This is a genomic window from Kitasatospora sp. NPDC048407 (assembly GCF_043200475.1).
Classification (GTDB): domain Bacteria; phylum Actinomycetota; class Actinomycetes; order Streptomycetales; family Streptomycetaceae; genus Kitasatospora.
Genome location: NZ_JBICXW010000018.1, coordinates 35,434 through 53,170, shown reverse-complemented (window position 1 = coordinate 53,170; position 17,737 = coordinate 35,434). Strand labels below are relative to the sequence as shown.

17 protein-coding genes are annotated in these 17,737 nt (G+C 69.6%); 8 read left to right on the top strand and 9 right to left on the bottom strand.

The window, feature by feature from the left end; genetic code table 11:
* The first annotated feature begins 35 nt into the window (after positions 1 to 35).
* Positions 36 to 530, top strand: coding sequence for a DUF5709 domain-containing protein (locus ACGFWJ_RS27605; RefSeq protein WP_387641394.1), 495 nt, complete (start codon positions 36 to 38; stop codon positions 528 to 530).
* Positions 531 to 563: 33 nt separating this feature from the next.
* Here ACGFWJ_RS27605 and ACGFWJ_RS27600 read toward each other — a convergent pair whose 3' ends face one another.
* Together ACGFWJ_RS27600 and ACGFWJ_RS27595 are read right to left on the bottom strand one after the other, a co-directional pair.
* Positions 564 to 1,295, bottom strand: coding sequence for a carbon-nitrogen hydrolase family protein (locus ACGFWJ_RS27600; protein ID WP_392954448.1), 732 nt, complete (start codon positions 1,293 to 1,295; stop codon positions 564 to 566).
* A gap of 488 nt (positions 1,296 to 1,783) precedes the next feature.
* Positions 1,784 to 2,356 carry a chloramphenicol phosphotransferase CPT family protein gene (locus ACGFWJ_RS27595; protein WP_392954446.1) on the bottom strand — a complete coding sequence of 191 codons (573 nt, stop codon included), beginning with the start codon at positions 2,354 to 2,356 and terminating at the stop codon, positions 1,784 to 1,786.
* A gap of 545 nt (positions 2,357 to 2,901) precedes the next feature.
* Here ACGFWJ_RS27595 and ACGFWJ_RS27590 point away from each other — a divergent pair.
* Together ACGFWJ_RS27590 and ACGFWJ_RS27585 are read left to right on the top strand one after the other, a co-directional pair.
* Positions 2,902 to 3,117, top strand: coding sequence for a heavy-metal-associated domain-containing protein (locus ACGFWJ_RS27590; RefSeq protein WP_387641386.1), 216 nt, complete (start codon positions 2,902 to 2,904; stop codon positions 3,115 to 3,117).
* Positions 3,118 to 3,853: 736 nt separating this feature from the next.
* Positions 3,854 to 4,858 carry a GNAT family N-acetyltransferase gene (locus ACGFWJ_RS27585; RefSeq protein WP_392954443.1) on the top strand — a complete coding sequence of 335 codons (1,005 nt, stop codon included), beginning with the start codon at positions 3,854 to 3,856 and terminating at the stop codon, positions 4,856 to 4,858.
* Between the two features lie 213 nt (positions 4,859 to 5,071).
* Here ACGFWJ_RS27585 and ACGFWJ_RS27580 read toward each other — a convergent pair whose 3' ends face one another.
* Positions 5,072 to 5,917 (bottom strand): spermidine synthase, encoded by an 846-nt coding sequence (locus ACGFWJ_RS27580; RefSeq protein ID WP_392954441.1) that lies wholly within the window; start codon positions 5,915 to 5,917, stop codon positions 5,072 to 5,074.
* Between the two features lie 187 nt (positions 5,918 to 6,104).
* Here ACGFWJ_RS27580 and ACGFWJ_RS27575 point away from each other — a divergent pair, with 187 nt between their 5' ends.
* On the top strand, positions 6,105 to 7,058 hold the full coding sequence (locus ACGFWJ_RS27575) for an alpha/beta hydrolase (protein WP_387865054.1): 954 nt from the start codon (positions 6,105 to 6,107) through the stop codon (positions 7,056 to 7,058).
* A gap of 180 nt (positions 7,059 to 7,238) precedes the next feature.
* Here the strand turns inward: ACGFWJ_RS27575 and ACGFWJ_RS27570 are convergent, their stop codons facing one another.
* The 4 genes from ACGFWJ_RS27570 to ACGFWJ_RS27555 all read right to left on the bottom strand — a co-directional run bounded on the left by ACGFWJ_RS27570 (position 7,239) and on the right by ACGFWJ_RS27555 (position 12,292).
* Complete coding sequence (locus ACGFWJ_RS27570; protein WP_392954438.1) at positions 7,239 to 8,372, bottom strand: AI-2E family transporter; 1,134 nt, start codon at positions 8,370 to 8,372, stop codon at positions 7,239 to 7,241.
* Between the two features lie 975 nt (positions 8,373 to 9,347).
* Positions 9,348 to 10,049, bottom strand: a complete 702-nt coding sequence (locus ACGFWJ_RS27565) for a glycerophosphodiester phosphodiesterase (protein ID WP_387865060.1) — start codon at positions 10,047 to 10,049, stop codon at positions 9,348 to 9,350.
* A gap of 197 nt (positions 10,050 to 10,246) precedes the next feature.
* Positions 10,247 to 10,660, bottom strand: coding sequence for a molybdopterin-binding protein (locus tag ACGFWJ_RS27560; protein ID WP_392954436.1), 414 nt, complete (start codon positions 10,658 to 10,660; stop codon positions 10,247 to 10,249).
* Positions 10,661 to 10,984: 324 nt separating this feature from the next.
* On the bottom strand, positions 10,985 to 12,292 hold the full coding sequence (locus ACGFWJ_RS27555; RefSeq protein ID WP_392954434.1) for an ROK family transcriptional regulator: 1,308 nt from the start codon (positions 12,290 to 12,292) through the stop codon (positions 10,985 to 10,987).
* 86 nt (positions 12,293 to 12,378) lie between these two features.
* Here ACGFWJ_RS27555 and ACGFWJ_RS27550 point away from each other — a divergent pair, with 86 nt between their 5' ends.
* Positions 12,379 to 13,572, top strand: a complete 1,194-nt coding sequence (locus tag ACGFWJ_RS27550; RefSeq protein ID WP_392954432.1) for an MFS transporter — start codon at positions 12,379 to 12,381, stop codon at positions 13,570 to 13,572.
* Positions 13,573 to 13,718: 146 nt separating this feature from the next.
* Here the strand turns inward: ACGFWJ_RS27550 and ACGFWJ_RS27545 are convergent, their stop codons facing one another.
* Positions 13,719 to 14,363 carry a class I SAM-dependent methyltransferase gene (locus tag ACGFWJ_RS27545; protein WP_392954430.1) on the bottom strand — a complete coding sequence of 215 codons (645 nt, stop codon included), beginning with the start codon at positions 14,361 to 14,363 and terminating at the stop codon, positions 13,719 to 13,721.
* Between the two features lie 180 nt (positions 14,364 to 14,543).
* On the opposite strand from ACGFWJ_RS27545, the gene ACGFWJ_RS27540 reads away from it, so the two are divergent.
* A complete protein-coding gene (locus ACGFWJ_RS27540; RefSeq protein ID WP_392954428.1) occupies positions 14,544 to 15,446 on the top strand; it encodes a deoxyribonuclease IV in 903 nt (300 codons plus the stop codon).
* Between the two features lie 115 nt (positions 15,447 to 15,561).
* On the top strand, positions 15,562 to 16,341 hold the full coding sequence (locus ACGFWJ_RS27535) for a TVP38/TMEM64 family protein (RefSeq protein WP_392954426.1): 780 nt from the start codon (positions 15,562 to 15,564) through the stop codon (positions 16,339 to 16,341).
* A 175-nt stretch (positions 16,342 to 16,516) separates the two neighbouring features.
* Here ACGFWJ_RS27535 and ACGFWJ_RS27530 read toward each other — a convergent pair whose 3' ends face one another.
* Entirely contained in the window at positions 16,517 to 16,873 is a 357-nt protein-coding gene (locus tag ACGFWJ_RS27530; protein WP_392954424.1) for a YrdB family protein, read from the bottom strand.
* Positions 16,874 to 17,020: 147 nt separating this feature from the next.
* On the opposite strand from ACGFWJ_RS27530, the gene ACGFWJ_RS27525 reads away from it, so the two are divergent.
* Positions 17,021 to 17,554, top strand: coding sequence for a DinB family protein (locus tag ACGFWJ_RS27525; protein ID WP_392954422.1), 534 nt, complete (start codon positions 17,021 to 17,023; stop codon positions 17,552 to 17,554).
* Positions 17,555 to 17,737: the final 183 nt, after the last annotated feature.

The window sequence follows — 17,737 nt, the reverse complement described above, 5'->3', positions numbered from 1 at the left end:
GGACCTCACCCCGAGTGACGAGGACAGGTGCTGTCATGACCGACTGGGACCCTCAGGACCCGGAACCCGCCGAGGACGACGGCGTTCTCGAACCGGCCGACTCCCTGCTCACTGACCGGCTCGACGACGACCCGCTGGACACCGGAGTCATCCCTCCCGACGGGTACTACGGCTCGACCGCGTACGGAACGACACCCGGGGAGGCCGCGCGCGGGGAGTCCCTCGACCAGTTGCTGTCCGAGGAGGAGCCCGACGACACCCCGGAGATGGTCGACGACCGCTGGAATGAAGGGCCGTCCCCACGCGCCGGACGCCTGGTCGAGGACGGAATCGACACCGCAGGCTCCGATGTCGGCCCCGACGGTGGGGCGGCCAGCGCCGAGGAGGCCGCCGTGCACCTGGTCTACCCGGACGAGGACGCCGAGGCACAGTTCGATGACGCAGCACCCGACGAGCCATTGCGCGAGGCCGTCCAGTTCACCGTTCTCGACGACCTGGCCGACAGGGTGCCCGACGACGAATTCCGCTGACGACCAACGCCCACCTCCGACTCCCGGCCTGTCTCACTTGCTCATCTCCACCTCCAGGTCAGCCACCAGCACCTGCGGACCAGTCTCGTCCGCCTCCGCCACCACGGCCCCGTCCGGAGCCCACACAGCGCTGCCTCCGCAGCCCGTCCACGGCCCGGCGACGCCCACATGATTGGCCAGCATCACGTGCATACCGGTCGCCTTCGCTATCGCCGGATGCACCGTCCGCCGCTCTTCCCTCCCACCTTCGGTGCCGTACAGCGAACTGGCGAGGTGCACCTGGCATCCCAGCGCCGCATTTCGCGCCGACACCTCTGGGAAGTGGTTGTCAAAACAGGTGGCCAGCGAGAAGCCGACCCCATCCAGCCAGAACCGGCCACCACCGCTGCCGGCTGCGAACACCTCCTGCTCGTTCTCGTACAAGTGCTCCTTCGCGTACGTCGTCACCACGTCCCCAGTCGGCCCGTACACGGTGCTGACGATCTGCGGTTGATTCCCCGGCCCCGCAGCGACGCCATTGACCACGACCGCAATACCGACACTGCGCACTGGATCGAGTCGCGCGTCGTTCGGCTCCGTCCACAGCCCCCGATCCGCGGCGATCATCCCGAGCTCATATCCGGTGAGGCACAACTCCGGCCCGAACACCACAGCCGCGCCGGCCTCCCGTGCTTGCTGCGCCAGCGTCGTGATCCGCTCGATGTTCGCCTCCACATCTCCCGGCACACATTCGAACTGAGCCGCCGCCACCCGAACCCGTCCCATGCTGCTTCCTTCCTCCGACACGCCATCACCCGTCTCGTTGACCGGCCATCACCACACCGCCCTTGCCCGGGCCCGCGTTGCGGGCCCGCCACCACCACGCCACTGGCAACAGCACTTGTGGATCGCCCTGCCCCGCGCCCGACTACTCCCGTCCGATCAGGACAGTTCGAGGTACACCGTAGGGCGTCCGGCCCCGGCCTCCGGCGGGACTCCCAGTCGCCACCCGGAACCGGGCTTACGCGCCCTGCCGACCTGACCGCGACCGGCCCTCTGCTCTCCGTTGGCGGTTCGGGGCTGACCTTCAGTCAGCCCCGAACCGCGCCTCACCGCTCAGACCTGCGAGCCTCCGTCACCGACTCGTTCCGGTCGTTGCGACCGGCGACGCCACCCCATCAGCTCGCCAATTGGGCGGTGTCCCAACGTGATCGCGCTGTCCGCTTCTCCCAAATTCCCACCCATTGCTCGGGCGGCTTTCTGGGACATCGGGACTACCGACGTATGCCCTCCCGCAGTCGCTCGAAGGCGGTCGGGTCCGGTTGGTTCGGCAGAAACGCTTTGATCCGCTCGGCACACTCGTGCGGCGAGTACGCTCCGCTGTCACATTCGAAGTCGTAGTCGCCGTGCTGGTGCACCAGGCCGTGCTGCTGGGCTGCCAGACCGGGGGGCCGGTCACCCCGAGCTTCCTCGCGCCGGGTCAACTCCTCCACGTCACAACGAACCCCAACGAACATGACTCGGTAGGGACTGAGCACGTCCAAACAGTCGGACAGCCGCCACGGCTCGCTCAGGACATGGTCGACGATCACGTTGTTGCCGGCATCCGCCATCGCCGCGATCGACCGGTGAAATCCCTTCCTGGTCCGTTTCAGCGCCTCATCGAACTGGGCCTGCTCCATCGCGCGCATCGTCCGCATGGCGTTGAACATGTCGACGCCAAGATGGAACCAGACCTCGTCGTCGAGAATTTCCAGCAACTCACGTGCGATGCTCGACTTTCCCGAGCTCGACGTTCCGTTGAGGAAGATAATGCGCCCTGGCGCTTCACTCATGTGATCACCCATTATTTCGTTCCATTGATTTGACATCTCGACAAGTCGAGTCTCCGGCACGCCCATCGACCCCATCAGCCACCCATGCCAGAAACCGCATGCCGATCCATAGATGGGCCAAGGACGCCAAAGCCTCACCGACCCAACCACAACGGTCCATCTGACCCAGCCGAGCCGAGCAACCCAAGACGGTTCACATTCCCGTCACCATCACCACCCGAGCCTTCGCAGGTTCAAGGCCAGAGTGAGCATTTCACAAAATTTCACCCCAGGCCCCTACGACCCAAAACCTTCCTATCAAATCCACACATCACGAACACTTCGGCAAGCACCATCGCCCCCGGCATGAGCGTCAGGCGACAGCGAATGCCGCTTATGCCTCACGCAGTCCGCCCTCGAGGCTCGGCCACCCTCCCTCCCTGTCGAGAAACCACTCATTGGGGGCGTTTGACAGTGCGCCCCGATGCCCCCGTCGCGGCGCGCCCGTTGAGCAACACGGCGGCGCCTTGCCCCACCGGACAACCCGCCACACCCAGCCAGCTCAACGGAGGTAACCCATGTCCACCACCACTGTCTTCACCGTCGAAGGAATGAGCTGCGGCCACTGCGAACGGACTGTCACGGCCGAGTTGACCGCATTGCCAGGTATCACTGATGTCACCGTGGACACGCGGGCCGGCCAAGTCACCATCGAGTCGGCCCAGCCACTGGATGACGACCAGGTCCGATCCGCCGTAACCGGATCCGGCTTCATCCTCGGTGTCCGTATCTGATCTCCTGGCATCCCCCGACACCGCCCGAAGTGCTAGCGGCCGGTGCCCACGTGCGCCGGCCTGCCACTCCACCCGCTCATTCGCCGACACCTCCTCCCAGGTTCGCTGCCGCCAGTGACATTTCTACCGCCGCCGGATCAGCACCAACCGCACTCATGGTCGATATTTCCCGATCCACTCTTTCGAGTAATTCAGCGTAACCTGCTCCGGCTCTTCACCATCTACGCACCCGACGACCCTGATGCGCGTCGCTGCCCGACCCCCTGTCACACCAAAAACCAACCCAGCCTCAAATGGATGCTTATAGAAAAAGCTTCATAACGCAGGCTATTTCAACAGCGCTTCACAACACAGGAACCTGCCGGGCTCTCCCGCTGAATATGCGAGCGTCACCACTCGGCACCACCCCCGGAGCAACCCATTTTCCCGGCCGCAGCAAGCCTGCGAAAAAATCTCCGAAAAATACTTTGCGACCCACCCACCAACCTCTCTAAGCTTCGGGCCACTGACGGTGGATCAACTCTACCGACGGTCCAGTGCACGCCCAGCCGCAGAGTGGCTTCGCACCCACGATGCCCCGCACCGAGAGGAGGTCCTGTGGTGGTCCCGATAACTCAGCTCCGTCCCACAGCGCATCCGATCACCCGCGCGTCCAGCTGACACGCCCCCACTTGGGCGGTCGCCACGGATCATCGCGGTCGGGATGCGTCCACTACTCCCCTGCCTCGGAGACCCTGTGATCTTCCGCCCGATCGTCCTTCAAGAACTCGACACGGCCCTGACCTGCCTTCGGTCCGACCCGTCCACCACGATCTCCGCCGAGGTCGTCCGCGCCCGCATCGCCGATGGCGAGTACCGACCCGAGTGGATCTGGATCGCGGAGGCCGGCCCTGAACGAGTGCCCTTGGCGCTCGCCATCTGGTGGGGCCTGCCCGACGACATCCTTCCCCGAAGCCTGGACGCACTGTTCACCACTGAGGCGGCCACAGCTCTCACAAACCTCGATACACCGGGGCCTGGAGCGCGCCTGCTGCCCAGCGACCCTCGCTCTGCGATCGCCGCCGCTCTGCTCACCGCAGCCCACCAGGTCTTCGCCGCCGACAGCCTGGCCGTCCCACCGGAGTACCACCTGTTCCTGCCTGCGAACTGGCGCGGCCAACCTGAGGCTGCGGCAGCAGTGAAGTGGCGCCGCGAGGCCGCGAAGCTGGCCGGCCTCCGTCTTGCCACCGAGCGTCTCCGTTTCGAGTGGGAAGCGGAGCGGCCAGTCCCCACCGTGTCCGAGCGGTTGGTGTTCGTACCGGAACCCGACGACGAGGTCTTCGTCGATCTGTTCCGCCGGGCTCTACCCGGGAGCCTGGACGCGGCCACCACACGGGAGTCGCTGCTTCTCGGGCCGGCGGAGCAAGCCCGGAACGACGTCGCCTTCTACCACCATGACATGCTCGGTGACCGCTCCTGGTGGCGAATAGCTCGAACTCCCACGGGGCAGGTGGTCGGCTTCGGGATCCCCTCACGCAACTCCGCCGCTTCGGTGGTGGGCTATCTCGGAGTCCTTCCCGAGTTCCGCGGGCGGGGTTTCGTGGCGGAGATCCTCGCCGAGGTCACCCGGGTCCTCGCCACCGAGGCCAAGGCAACCGTCATCCGCGCCGACACGGACCTCGCCAATCACCCGATGATCGCCGCCTTCGAACTGCTCGGCTACCGCGAGACAGCGCGCCGGCTTGTTCTCTCCGCAGACTGATCAGCCCCACCACACAGCCAATCCGCCCGACCACGCGCGAAGTCGGCTGGACGGTCCGCCCACGCCGCCGCTCTCCAGCGTTCCGTCCAGCCGATGCCTCAGCCAATGTTCGGCTCGCCGGCCAAAGCCGACCAGCCGACCTCGCCTCCAGGGAAGGAGCTCGCCATCAGGTACGACTTCCAGCACAGCAGCCCGCGTGACCCGCAGTCCACCTCAGCTCAGCGAGAACGCCCCGGCCGGTGGCGGCGGCGAATCCTCGGCAGTCGCATCCGTGACCGGCTCGGAAGCCTGCTGCGGCGATTCCGTCAGCCTGGCAGGGAAGGGGTCGGAGGCGAGCCGCCGACTCAACTCCCCTGTGGGCAGCGGCTCATCGGAGCCGATCAGCAGAACGTTCCCGTACCGCCGGCCTCGCAGCACGCTGGGCTCGGCCACCAGGCAGACGTGAGCGAAGACAGCGGCGACGGTGGCCACCTGGGCCTTGGCGAAGGCGAGTGGCGGGCCATCTGCGAGGTTCGCCGCGTAGCACCCGCCGGGCCTGAGCGTGGCGGCGGCAAGCCGGACGAACTCCACGCTGGTGAGGTGTGCCGGCGTCCGCGAGCCCCGGAAGACGTCAGCCACCACGACGTCGAATGTTCTCGGCGCCACAGATTCGAGTGCCGACCGCGCGTCGCCGACCACCACGTCGATGCCGGACGGCCAAGGAAGGTGCTCCGCGATGAACTCGGTCAACGGCCCGTCGACCTCAACCACTTGCTGCCGCGAGCCGGGCCGAGTATGTGCCAGGTAGCGGGGCAGGGTGAGCGCACCACCGCCGAGGTGCAGGACGTCGAGCGGCTCTCCGGAGTCCGCGACCACGTCCAGCAGATGCGCAATTCGCTGGACGTATTCGAACTCGAGATGCGTGGGGTCTTGGAGGTCAACATACGACTGCGGGGTGCCGTCGAGGGTGAGCAGCCAACCGCCCTCGTCATCGATGTCGGGCATCAGCTTGGCTGTCCCCAGCGCCACCTCGCGCTCGACGGGGCGCGGCTCCGGCAGGCCGGCGGCCGGGCCGGTCATCGGACAGCCCTCCGGAAGGTGACGGTGAGGAGAACGATCAACGAAGGGGCAGCCATGCGGGCAGCTTAGGCCCGACCAGGGCAGTCTTCCCAAACGGAACGACCTACCGACCGGTATGGTCGCGGAAGTGGCACCGCCTCGAACGGCCTCGGGGCGGCGAGCAGAGCAGGAAGTGGGTGTGGTTGACATGGAGTTCCGCGAAGACATCCTGGGTGCCCCGTACGAGGCGGCGGAGCTCCCACTGATCCCGGACGAAGAAGGAGAGGTCAGCGCCACGCTGGTCCGCCGGTTGGTTCCGGGATCCCGCCAGGCGGTGCTGTACTTGCACGGCTACACCGACTACTTCTTCCAGACCCACCTCGCCGATCATTTCACCGCCGCCGGCTATTCCTTCTACGCCCTGGATCTCCGCAAGTACGGCCGGTCGCTTCGGCCCCACCAGTCCCCCAACTTCGTCACGGACCTCGCCTCGTACGACGAAGAACTGGACGAAGCCGTCCGCGTGATCCGGGAACTCGACGGCCACAGTCGGGTGCTGGTGAACGGGCACTCCACGGGTGGGCTGGTGGCGGCGCTGTGGGCGTCCCGTCGTGGTGGACGTGGACTGGTCGACGGTCTGTTCCTCAACAGCCCGTTCCTGTCGATGCCTGCCGCACCCGCAGTCCGCAAGCTCGGGGCGCCGGCCCTCGATGCTCTCGGCCGGGCCGCCCCCACCCGGAAGTTGCCGGCACCGCTCAACCCGCACTATGTCCACAGTCTTCACCGGAAGCACCGCGGTAGCTGGGAGTTCGACCTCGCTCTGAAGCCGGCCGAGGGCTTCCCGCTCTACGCCGGCTGGCTGGCGGCGATCCAGCGCGGACACCGTACGGTCCGACGCGGGCTCTCCCTCGGCTGCCCGATCCTGATGATGGCTTCCACCGCGTCCACCGTCACCAGTCGGTGGGATCCCGCACTGATGCACACCGACGCGGTCCTCCGCGCCGACGACATCGCCGCGCTCGCACCACGCCTCGGCCAGCACGTCACCACTATCCGCATCGAAGGCGGTATCCATGACCTGGTCCTCTCGGCCGAGCCGGTCCGGGCCCAGGTGTTCGCCGAACTCGACCGCTGGCTCGCCGCTTACTTCCCCGCTCCCTGACCACCGCACCACCACCGGGGCAACCACCCAACCCGACCCGGTGGTACTGCCGAACCGTCGGCCCGGTGTCGACCGCCGGGACCTCAACCCAGGAGGCCATCGCTGACCAGCAGTCAGATCCGCAGCTGTCCGCCCCACCCAACTACGATCGCCACGGCAAGCCACTGATCAGCGAACACCTCAGCTCTCGGAGCGCACTCGCCTGCGGCGGCTCGTGGGCGCCCCAGGTGTCTCCGCGCCGCCACGCAGCACCGACACCACACCGAGGCCGGCCGCGCTGACCGGCACGGCGAGCAACGCTCCGATGACTCCGGCGATCCCGGAGCCGGCCACCACGGCGATCATGATCGTCGCCGGGTGGAGCTCGACGGTCCGGCTCTGAATGACCGGTTGGAGCACGTTGCCTTCGATCGCCTGCACTGCCAGCACCACGCCAAGAGCCCAGAGGGCTGTGCCGAGACCGCCGTTCGCCAGGGCCACGAGTACCGCCACAGTCCCGGAGAGAAAGGCCCCGACGAACGGAATGTAGGACCCCATGAAAACGAGAGCACCCAGTCCGGCCGCACCCGGAACATCGAGGAGCAGCAGTCCGATGGAGATGAATGTCGCGTCGATCAGCGCGATCAAAGTGGTGCCGCGCATGAAGCCGGCCATGGCCGCGAAGGCCTGCTGACCGCAGGCGATCACCGTGTCGGAGTGCTTGCCCGGCATCAGTTCGTGGATGGCGTCGGCAAACCGATGGCCGTCGCGCAGGAAGAAGAAGACCAGCGCGAGGGCCAGCACTCCTCCGGTAAGCAGCTGAGTGACCAGGCCAAGTCCCGACAGGACCCCGTTGGCGAGGGAATCCACCAGGTTGCTTCCCGAGCCTGCGCTCTGCCGAAGCGCGTACTGGATCCTGTCGCCGAGTGGTCCGAGCCACGAGGCGATCCGGTCGCCCGCCTGTTGGAGTCCCGCAGCGATCTGTGGGGCGCTGTTCACCAGAGAGTTGACGAGCAGTGCGATGCCTCCGGTGACAACGAGGACCAGGGTGGTACAGGTCAGTCCAGCTGCCGCTCCACGGCCGACGCCCCGGTTCACCAGCCATGGCATGACCGGGTAGAGCAGCGCGGTGGCCAGGAGTGCAACCACCATCGGGATGGTCGCTGCTCTGAGCGCCACGACCACGAACACCGCAGCCCCGGCGACGGTGACGAAGAGGATCACCGCGGCCGACCAGGCAGCGGCGGCTCGAACGGATGGCGGCAGCATCAGGGCCGGCCTCCGATCGTCCGGCGCCGTACTGCGGGTGGCCACCACCGCGCCCGTTTCCGACAAGCCCTCAGCACCTATGGAGGTGTACGCACTTGACGTCGATTGCTCGCCAGTTGCCGGTACCCCACCGGAGGGGCGCCGGCCGCCCTTCCCGGCTTTCTCGCCGGAGGCGGTACCGCCAGCCCTCTCTCCGCTGGTCTCACCAGCTGCGCCGTCATCGGCCGGACCGGAGTCTCCGCCCAAGGACGGTCTGCGATCAGCAGGCCCAGATGCGCCGGAGTTGTCGGCCGGCTCTGCCCCTGATGGGTCACCCGCCGAGTCGTTCACATTGGGCTGCTCCGAGCCGTCCTCGTCACCGGACGGCGTTGGCGGCCCGGGGTGCTGGTTCGGTTCGCGAGGTTCCGGGGGGCCTTCCGTTGCCACCGCCACCTCCGCCCACGCGCCGCCATGATCGTGTCATTTCAGCACACACCTGCCGTCACAGCAGGTAGTCGCCTGTGGGGCGGCGCGCCGCCCACGCCGCCGCCGAACGGACCATCAACTCGTCAGCGCTACCTGGCTCCCAGCCCAATCCAGAACCCCCCGCCGCCCACTACGCCCTCGCACTCCCGGACACGCTGCCGGGTCGACAAGCAGATTGGACATACTGTGACCGCACCTGTCAGCACTGTCTGCACGGCATTCGCCTTCCTCTCCAGGGCGTCCGCTCGGGTCTTCGGCATCGCGCGGAGGACAACACACTGGCGTCTCCTCCGGCGGCTCGCCGGCGAGCCCTACAGCTGTGGGGTGTCACGAGGCTCGCCGACCCCTGAGACACCGCCCGCCGCAGACGTCGCACGCAGTGCAGCCCCGATGCCCGCACACCGGCTCCATCGCCGGGGCAGGGCCCAAGGCCCGACGTTCGAGCCTGCGGTCGGCCTCACGGCGGCCACCGACCAGAACCGCGACCGCAGCACCGGTTCGGACATCAAGTCGGTGCGCCACAGCCCTTCAGCGTCAGGCCCGGCCCGACCGGCGGCGCGGCCCGGGCGCCCCGGCTCAGCGGGCGTGCTGGTCGATCGTCCGGCGCAGCAAGGCCACTCGGTTGGAGGTGAGCGAGTCGACGCCGAGGTCGAGCATTCGTCGCATCGTCCTGCGGAGGTCGACGGTCCAGGTGGCGAGGGCGAGGCCGGCGTCGTGCACAGTCGCCACCAGTCGCTCGTCGACCAGCCCGAAGGGGGGATTGAGGTAGCTGGGGCGCAGTTCGTCCAGCAGCCGCTGCTTGGGCAGTTGAAGTCGGTTCCAGGTCAGCGAGATCTCCGCCTGGGGTGCGAGCTCCCGCACGGCGAGCATCGCGGCGACGGACCCGCAGAATGCGACGCGGTCGGCCAGGCCGAGATCGCTGACGGTGCGCCAGGTCGCGGCGGCCGGCTGGGCGTCGTCCAGGTCTACCAGCAGCTGTCGGCCGTCGGCCTGCGCGACGACCGGAAGGATCTCCGCGAGGGTGGGGATCCGGAGGCCGGGCGTGGCCAATTCCTCGAGCTGTTCGGAGGTCACGCGGTTGATCGGGCGCGGGTCGTTCCAGAGCCGTTCCAGGGTCCGGTCGTGGAGCAGGACCGGCACGCCGTCCCTGGTGAGTTGGACGTCGACCTCGACGGCGTCCGCTCCCGCCGCGAGGGCGGCACTGACCGCGGGCAGGGTGTTCTCGCGGTGCTGGTACGGGTCACCACGGTGGGCAACGGCGCGCACGCGGCTCTTCAACGGGGTCGTCCTCTCACACGGTCGGGCAGCTCACACCACGGGCCGCCTCGCCGGCGGTTGGCCGCAGAACTCCGCATCCTAGGCGGCGTCCGCTCGTCGCTGTGCAGGTACCTCCGATACCTGGCGGCGGGCATCACGCCCCGCCGGGCCGGGAGGCCACTGCAAACGTGGCCTCGGCTCATCGGCCGGGCAACGGGTCAACGGCGTTCGACCACGACGTTGGTCGACTTGATGACGGCGGTGGCGGGTGCCCCGGGCACCAGACCGAGCTCCTCTGCGGAGTCGCGGCTGATCAGCGAAACCACCCGGAACGGCCCGGCCTGGATTTCCACCTGCGCGGCCACGTCGCCCAGCACCACCGCGGTCACAATCCCCGGGAACCGGTTTCTGGCCGAGGACCGGCCTTCCGCTTCGCTGTTCTCGGGGCGCGCCAACTCACGTGCGAAGGCCGCGAGTTCGGCCCCGGCAATGATCCGGTGCCCGTGCTCGTCCCGGGTCGCCGGCAGCCGCCCCGCATCCACCCACCGCCGCATGGTGTCGGCGCTCACCCCGAGCATCGAGGCCGCCTCGCCGATGCGGTACGGGTGGGCGGGCGGGTCGGGGATGACCATGGATGCAGCTCCTGGGCAGCTCACGGAAGGTGGAGACTCCGCCATCCTGCCCTACCGGCAGCCGGCCCCGTACCGACCCCACCATCGGTGGCCTCCGAACCGCCGCCCGGACGATCGCGGCTGGGTCTCCGGATTGGCCCCCACCTCAGCCGCGCCGCAGCTCCCGACGACCACGCCAAGGCGGCAATCAGCAGTCGCGGCGCCGATCCAGTCCCTCGAAGGCCCTGCTCACCCCAGAAAGCGCGCTGCCCACGCACGACCCGACCACCCGCCGGCCGCACGAAACGACCACATCCAACCCGCGCGTCGGCCACGACCCGAGCCTCACTCGCCTCCGAACAGCTCGCGCCGCACCGCGTCCCCGGCGGTCAGCACTGCACCGGCGAGCACGGCGCCGCCACCGGCCGTACCGGCGCGGACTTCGGTGGCAAGTGGGGAGAGCCGGGCGAGTTGGCGCTCGACCCGGGCGGCCAGTTCGGGGCCCCCGGCCTGGCCGATCTCACCGCCCAGCACCACACAGCCGGGGTCGAGTACCACGCAGATCGACGAGGCTCCGAGGGCGATCCGTCCGGCCAGTTCCTCCAGGAAGTCGTGGGCTCCGGTCCGGACCGCGAGTCGTACGACGGCTTCGGCGCCGGGTTCCGATCCGTCAGGCTCGGCGTCCAGGCCGTGGCGGGCGCCGAGTTCGCAGATCGCGGCGCTCGAGACCAGCGCGTGGAAGCCGCCGTCGCACCGGGTGGCGTCCGGCAGGCCGCCGGTTCCCGGGACGGGCAGGAACCCGATCTCACCGGTGCCGCCGGAGGCTCCACGTCGCAGCCGACCATCCAGGACGACCGACGCGCCCACGCCGTGGCCCAACCAGATCAGGGCGAAGTCCTTCCGGTCTTGGGCTGCGCCGATCCGGTGCTCGGCGATCCCGGCCAGGTTCACCTCGTTCTCGAGGATCACCTCTGTCCCGCGGCGGGCGCGCAGGGCGGCGAGCAACTTGGTGTGCCACTCGGGCAGTTTCCCGGAGTTGTTGAGTGCGCCGCTCACCGGGTCCACCAGCCCGGGCGCGCCGACCGCGACGGTGTGCAGGTCCTGCGCACCGGCCGCAGCGGCGGTCGCGAGCAGTGCCTCGACCGTCCGCTCGACGAGAAGATCGCCGTCCCCCGGCCCGCCCTCGGCGGACGAGGCTGTTCCCGCCCTGGTCGGCGACGAGACATCAACAGCGGCTCCGGCGGTTCCGGCCGCCCCATCGACCGCGGTCGGAGGCCTGCCCGGTCCCTCGGCCTCGCTCCGCGCCGGTGCCGCGATGGTGGCCGTGCCGAGGGTGCGGCCGGTCAGGTCGGCAACGACCAGGCTGACACCGGTGGCGCGGATGTCGATCCCGGCGAGGTGCGCCCGATCGGCGACCAGCCCGTACAGCCGGGCGTTGGGGCCCCGGCGGAGTGCGGCGCTCTCCCCTGCCTGGGCGACCAATCCGCTGCGTTGGAGGCGTTCGAGCAGGTCGGCGACGGTGGGCCGGGAGAGTCCGGTCAGCGTGCGAAGGTCGGATGCGGTGAGCGGGCCCCGTTCGAGCAGCAGGTTGAGGGCGAGCCGGTCGTTGATGGCCCGGGCGGTGCTCGGCGTGGCAGTGCGAGCGGTCGTCATGAGCCTGCATCCTTCCAGAGGTTTCTATCAGGCAGGGTCCCTGATAGTTTATTTCCAATCCGACCGACCCAAGGGGGGAGCCCGGCGTGGGCGAAACTCTCAAGGACGTCCGGCGCGCAAGGCTGAGTGTGGCGCTGGTGTTCGCCGTCCACGGGGCCGTCACCGGCACCTTCGTCAGCCGCATCCCGTGGATCAAGGACCAGCTGGATCTGAGTCCCGGCCAGCTCGGTCTCGCCCTGGTGTTCCCGGCGATCGGCGCCTCGATCGCGATGCCGCTGGCCGGAGGCATCGTGCACCGCTTCGGCGCCCGGGCCGCGCTGCAGGGCCTGTTGTCGCTGTGGTGCCTGTCGCTGGCGCTGCCCGCACTCTCCCCGCACCTGGTGGTCCTCTGCCTCTCGCTGTTCATCTACGGCGCGACGTCCGGCATGTCGGACGTGGCGATGAACGCCCAGGGCGTCGAGGTCGAGAAACGGCTCGGCCGGTCGATCATGTCGGGTCTGCACGGGATGTGGAGCCTGGGCGGTCTGGTCGCCTCCGGCTTCGGTGTGCTGGCCGCGCATCAGCAGGTGGACGCCCGGATCCAGTTCGCGGTGACCGCACTGGTTCTGGTGCTGCTCGCACAAATCGTGTCGCGCGGGGTCCTGGACGTTCGGCCGGCCGTCGACGAGGAGGCACCGCCCCGCTTCGCACTGCCACCCAAGGAGGCACTGCTCATCGGTCTGGTCGGGTTCTGCGCGGTCTTCGCCGAGGGCGCGTCGATGGACTGGAGCGGCGTGTACCTGCGCGACATCACCGGCGCCTCCGCGTCGATTGCCGCCGCGTGCTTCACGGCCTTCGCCGCCACCATGGCCGCAGCCCGCCTGGCGGGCGACGCGGTGATCCGCAGCCTCGGCCCGGTGCGCACGGTACGGGTCAGCGGCGCGGTCGCCGGCGTCGGCGGACTGCTGGTGGTCGTCGCCGACAGCCCGTACCTGGCCATTCCGGGGTTCGCGCTGATCGGCATAGGTATCGCCGTGGTGGTTCCGCTCGCGTTCGCCGCCGCCGGACGGGCCGGTACCAACCCGAGCCAGTCCATCGCCGGCGTCGCCACCATCACGTACACCTCCGGCCTGGTCGCCCCGGCCGTGGTGGGCGGCATCGCCCAGGCGAGTTCGCTGACGGTCTCGTTCCTCGTCGTCACGCTGCTGGCGGCCGCCCTGATCCCGTCCGCCACTGCCATGCGCCAGCGCAGGTCGGCGGACTCACCGGCCGCGTCGGGCCCCCTGGAGCCATCACGCTGAGACTGTGCCGGCAGCCGGACCGCCGGCGCCACCGGCCAAGCCGCCAACCGAACCGCCACGTGAGGGTGCGGGAACCGACCCCGCACCCCTCACCACGTCAGCCCGGCCCACCGCACCCACGCGCTCGGCCTGCCCCGCGCCGCGTCTCAGTCGGTCCGGCGCTGCGTCACCCGCCAGAGCCGGCGCGGAAGATCGCCCTCCTCGAACGGCTCGACCTCGGCCAGGTCCCAGCCCTCCGCGAGGCGGTCCACCAGTTCCCGCGAGAAGAAGTGGACGGCGAAACCGCCGTTCTCCCAGATGTCGTCGCCGTGGCCGATCCCGGCCCCGTAGTGCGCATCGCCGGTGTGCCGCACGGTGTACACCAGCACGCCTCCGGGCCGCAGTACCCGCCGCACCTCCCCGACCAATGCCTCCAGCTCCGCCGTGGACAGCGCCATGCAGAACAGCATGTGCGCGTACACCGTGTCGACGGACGCGTCCGGCAGGTCCAACGGCTGGCGGACGTCCTGCACCACGGTGGTCACCGTCAGACCGTCGGCGGCGGCCCGCTCGCCGAGTTGGTCGAGGGCGACAGGGCTGAAGTCGGCTGCGGTGACCGTGAAGCCCCGGCGGGCGAAGAACAGGGCGTCGCGCCCATGGCCGGCGCCCAGTTCCAGCACGGTCCCCCCTGGCGTGGACACCGTGGCGGCGTACTCCGCCGACTCCGACGGCTGGTCCCCGTACATGCCGGGGTGCTCGGAGTACGTGCGCTCCCAGTGCTCGCGCTGCGCCCGCGCCAGTGACTTGTCCATCTGCTTTCTCGCCTTCCGTCCTGCAGCCGCCCGTCAACCGTCCGGCCGGCTCTGCCTGACCCGCTCTGCCCGGCCGGCTCTTGCTGACCGACTCCCCCGAATTGCCGGCCGCCGCATCGAAATGGCCGCTGCCGACCCCGGTGACCTGCCGGTCCATCCTGCCGTGGGATGCTCGTGGCCATGAATTCCGCCCCGCGAAACCCGATCGGCGCCCATGTTCCAGTTGCCGGAAAGGGCCTGGTGGGGACGGGGCTGGCCTACGCCGAGAAGGTCGGCGCGGAGGCAGTGCAGGTGTTCGTCGCCAACCCGCGTGGGTGGGCCACTCCGGCCGGGAATCCAGCGCACGACCTGGCGTTCCGCACGGCCTGCGCCGAGCAGGGCATCCCGGCCTACGTCCACGCGCCCTACCTGATCAACTTCGGCTCTGATTCGGCGGCGACCCGCGAACGTTCGGCCGAGTCGCTGACGCACTCGCTGCACCGCTCGGCGGCGATCGGCGCGCTCGGTGCGGTGGTTCACACGGGTTCGGCACTGTGCGGCACTCGCGAGGAGGCGCTGGCCCAGGTTCGCGCGCAGGTCCTGCCGATCCTGGACGGACTCGACCGGTACGGGAACGACGCGCCCTGGCTGCTGCTGGAACCGACAGCGGGGCAGGGCAGCTCGCTGTGCGCCCGGATGGAAGACCTCGCCGCCTACCTGGACGCGCTCGACCACCACCCATTGGTCGGCGTCTGCCTGGACACCTGCCACGCCTTCGCCGCCGGTCATGACCTGGCCGCCCCGGGTGGGGTCGACGAGCTCTTCGACGCCCTGCACCGGGCGGTCGGCCCGGACCGGCTCCGGCTGATCCACGCCAACGACTCGCAGGACGTGGCCGGCGCCCGAAAGGACCGCCACGAGAACATCGGTGCCGGTCACATCGGCGCCCCCGCGTTCCAGGCCCTGCTGGCGCACCCGGCCACCGCCGGCGTCCCGCTGATCATCGAGACCCCGGACGGCCGCCACGACCCCGAGCGCATCGAAGGCGTCCGGCACGCCGCCGACATCGCCCTACTGAAGCAGCTGCGCCTCCCCACCACCTGAGCGCCCACCGACTGACCGCGCTGCCGCCCAAGCCCAAGCCCGCACCCGCCCCCGCCCCCGCCCCCGCCAGGCCCCTCGCAAACGCCCCGGCCCGGGCGCCGGTTAAGCTCCCCGGGTGCCCGCCCCGCAGCCGACATCCGGCCCCACCGCGCCACTCCCCGCCGACGCCGACGCCGGCACCGACGCCAGCACCACCGCAAGCGCCGTCCCGGACACCCGCACCGAAGCCGACGCACCGAACGCGCCCGCACCGCGCCCGCGCCCGCACCGCCACGCGCTGCTGCGCCTCGGTGTGCTCGCGGCCGTCCTCGCCGCCGCAGCGGCCTCGCTGCTGCTCTGGGATCCGACGGCGGTGCTCGCGGCGGCGGCCGGTCCGTGGCGGATGCCGATCGCGTTGGCGGCCTACGCCTTCGGCACGGTGGCGTTCCTGCCTCGCCCGGCGTTGAACGCAGGGATGGGGTTGTTGTTCGGTTCGCTGTGGGGCGTGCCGCTGGCGGTCGCGGGGTCGGCGATCGGCGCGATCGCGGCGTTCGCCCTCGGCCGGTCGCTCGGCCGGGAGGCGCTGCGGCCGCTGGTGCGCGGCAAGGTGCTGACCGAGATCGACCGCCGGCTGTCCGAACAGGGCTTCCGCAGCGTGCTGTTGGTGCGACTGTTTCCGGGGGCACCGTTCCAGGCGGGCAACTTCGCGTGTGCGTTCTCGGGAGTCCGGTTCTGGCCGTACCTGGCGGCAACTGTGCTCGGAGTGGTCCCCACCACGGCCGCGTACGTCATCGCAGGGGCCAGCGCGAGCTCGCCGGGATCCCCGGCGTTCCTGATCTCGGCGTCGGTGATCGCCGCGATGTGCGTGTTCAGCGCCGTCTCGCTCTGGCGGGCCCGACCTCGCCGCTCCGCCTGACCGCCGCTCCGCCTGACCGCCTGACCGCCTGACCGCCTGACCGCCCAAGCATCACGCCGCCGCCGACGCCAACACCGCTCCCGAGCCGGACCGGCACCCGGCCGCACGCCACATCCGCACACACGTCAACGTCCCGGCGCCGCACCGGAGAACGAGTGCGGCACCGACCATCCGCCTACCGCTCGATCTCCGGCGACCATTCACCCACCAGCCGCAGCCACACCGTGTTGACGACCATCAGCGCACCGAGCCAGATCGCCCAGCCCGAGTGGCCGGTGACGGCCAGCAGGGCGACCGAGCCGCCCCAGATCAGCAGTTGGACGCCGTACCAGGCCACCGCCGAGTCACGCACGGGCCGTCGCGGTGCCGCATAGCGCCCCCACAGCACGGCCGCAGCCACCGGCAGGGCGAGCGCGATCAGCACCCGTACCACCACGGGGCCCCCGTGCCAGAGCCCGTAGCCACCCACCGCCAACGCGGCCAGTGAGGCCAGCTCCAGCAGCAGACGTAGCGTCAGCTGGACCCCCGTCATCACCTTGCGCACAACGACACCCCACCCGAGTCGACCAGCAATGAACATCAGATCATCGCACCGCGCACCGCCTCCGTGCCCGCACACCACCGCCCAGCTCCGGAAAACGGCTCGCCCCCTACGCCGACCCGCCCCCACCATGGCGGCATGACGAACACCAGCGGCTCCCCTGCCACCGCCCGCGTCAGCCCGGCCTTCGCCTCCGACGAAGCGACCATGCTCAACTCCTGGCTGGACTTCCACCGCGCCACCCTCGCCCTCAAGTGCGAGGGTCTGACACCGGACCAGCTCCGCGAACGGTCCTGCCTTCCATCGCCAATGTCGCTACTGGGGCTGGTCCGACACATGGCGGAGGTGGAACGGCACTGGTTCCGGCTGTATCTGAACGGCGAGGATCTCGGGCCGGTCGGCCGGTACTGGACCGAGGAGTTCCCGGACGGCGACTTCGACCTGGTCGACTCCGCGGATCTGGTGGCCGACACCGCCGCCTGGCAGCAGGACGTCGCCTACGCCCGCGCCGCGGTCGAGGGCGTCTCGTTGGACACGGTGGCCAGGCGCCCCTGGCGCGGCAACGAGGTGACGCTCCGGTGGATTCTGTTCCACATGGTCGAGGAGTACGCCCGGCACAACGGCCACGCCGACCTGATCCGCGAGCGGATCGACGGCGCGACCGGCGAGTGACCGCACAAACCCCGGCTCGCCAAAGGCCCCCGACCCGGCCGAGCCACACCGAAACCACGACACACACGCCCAAACCACGACACCCACGACACACGCGACACGCCGGGGACAGAACCGAGAACCTGCGGCCGAAATGAACCCCATCAGGTGACGCCGCTACACGATTGTTGACACTCAGTCAAC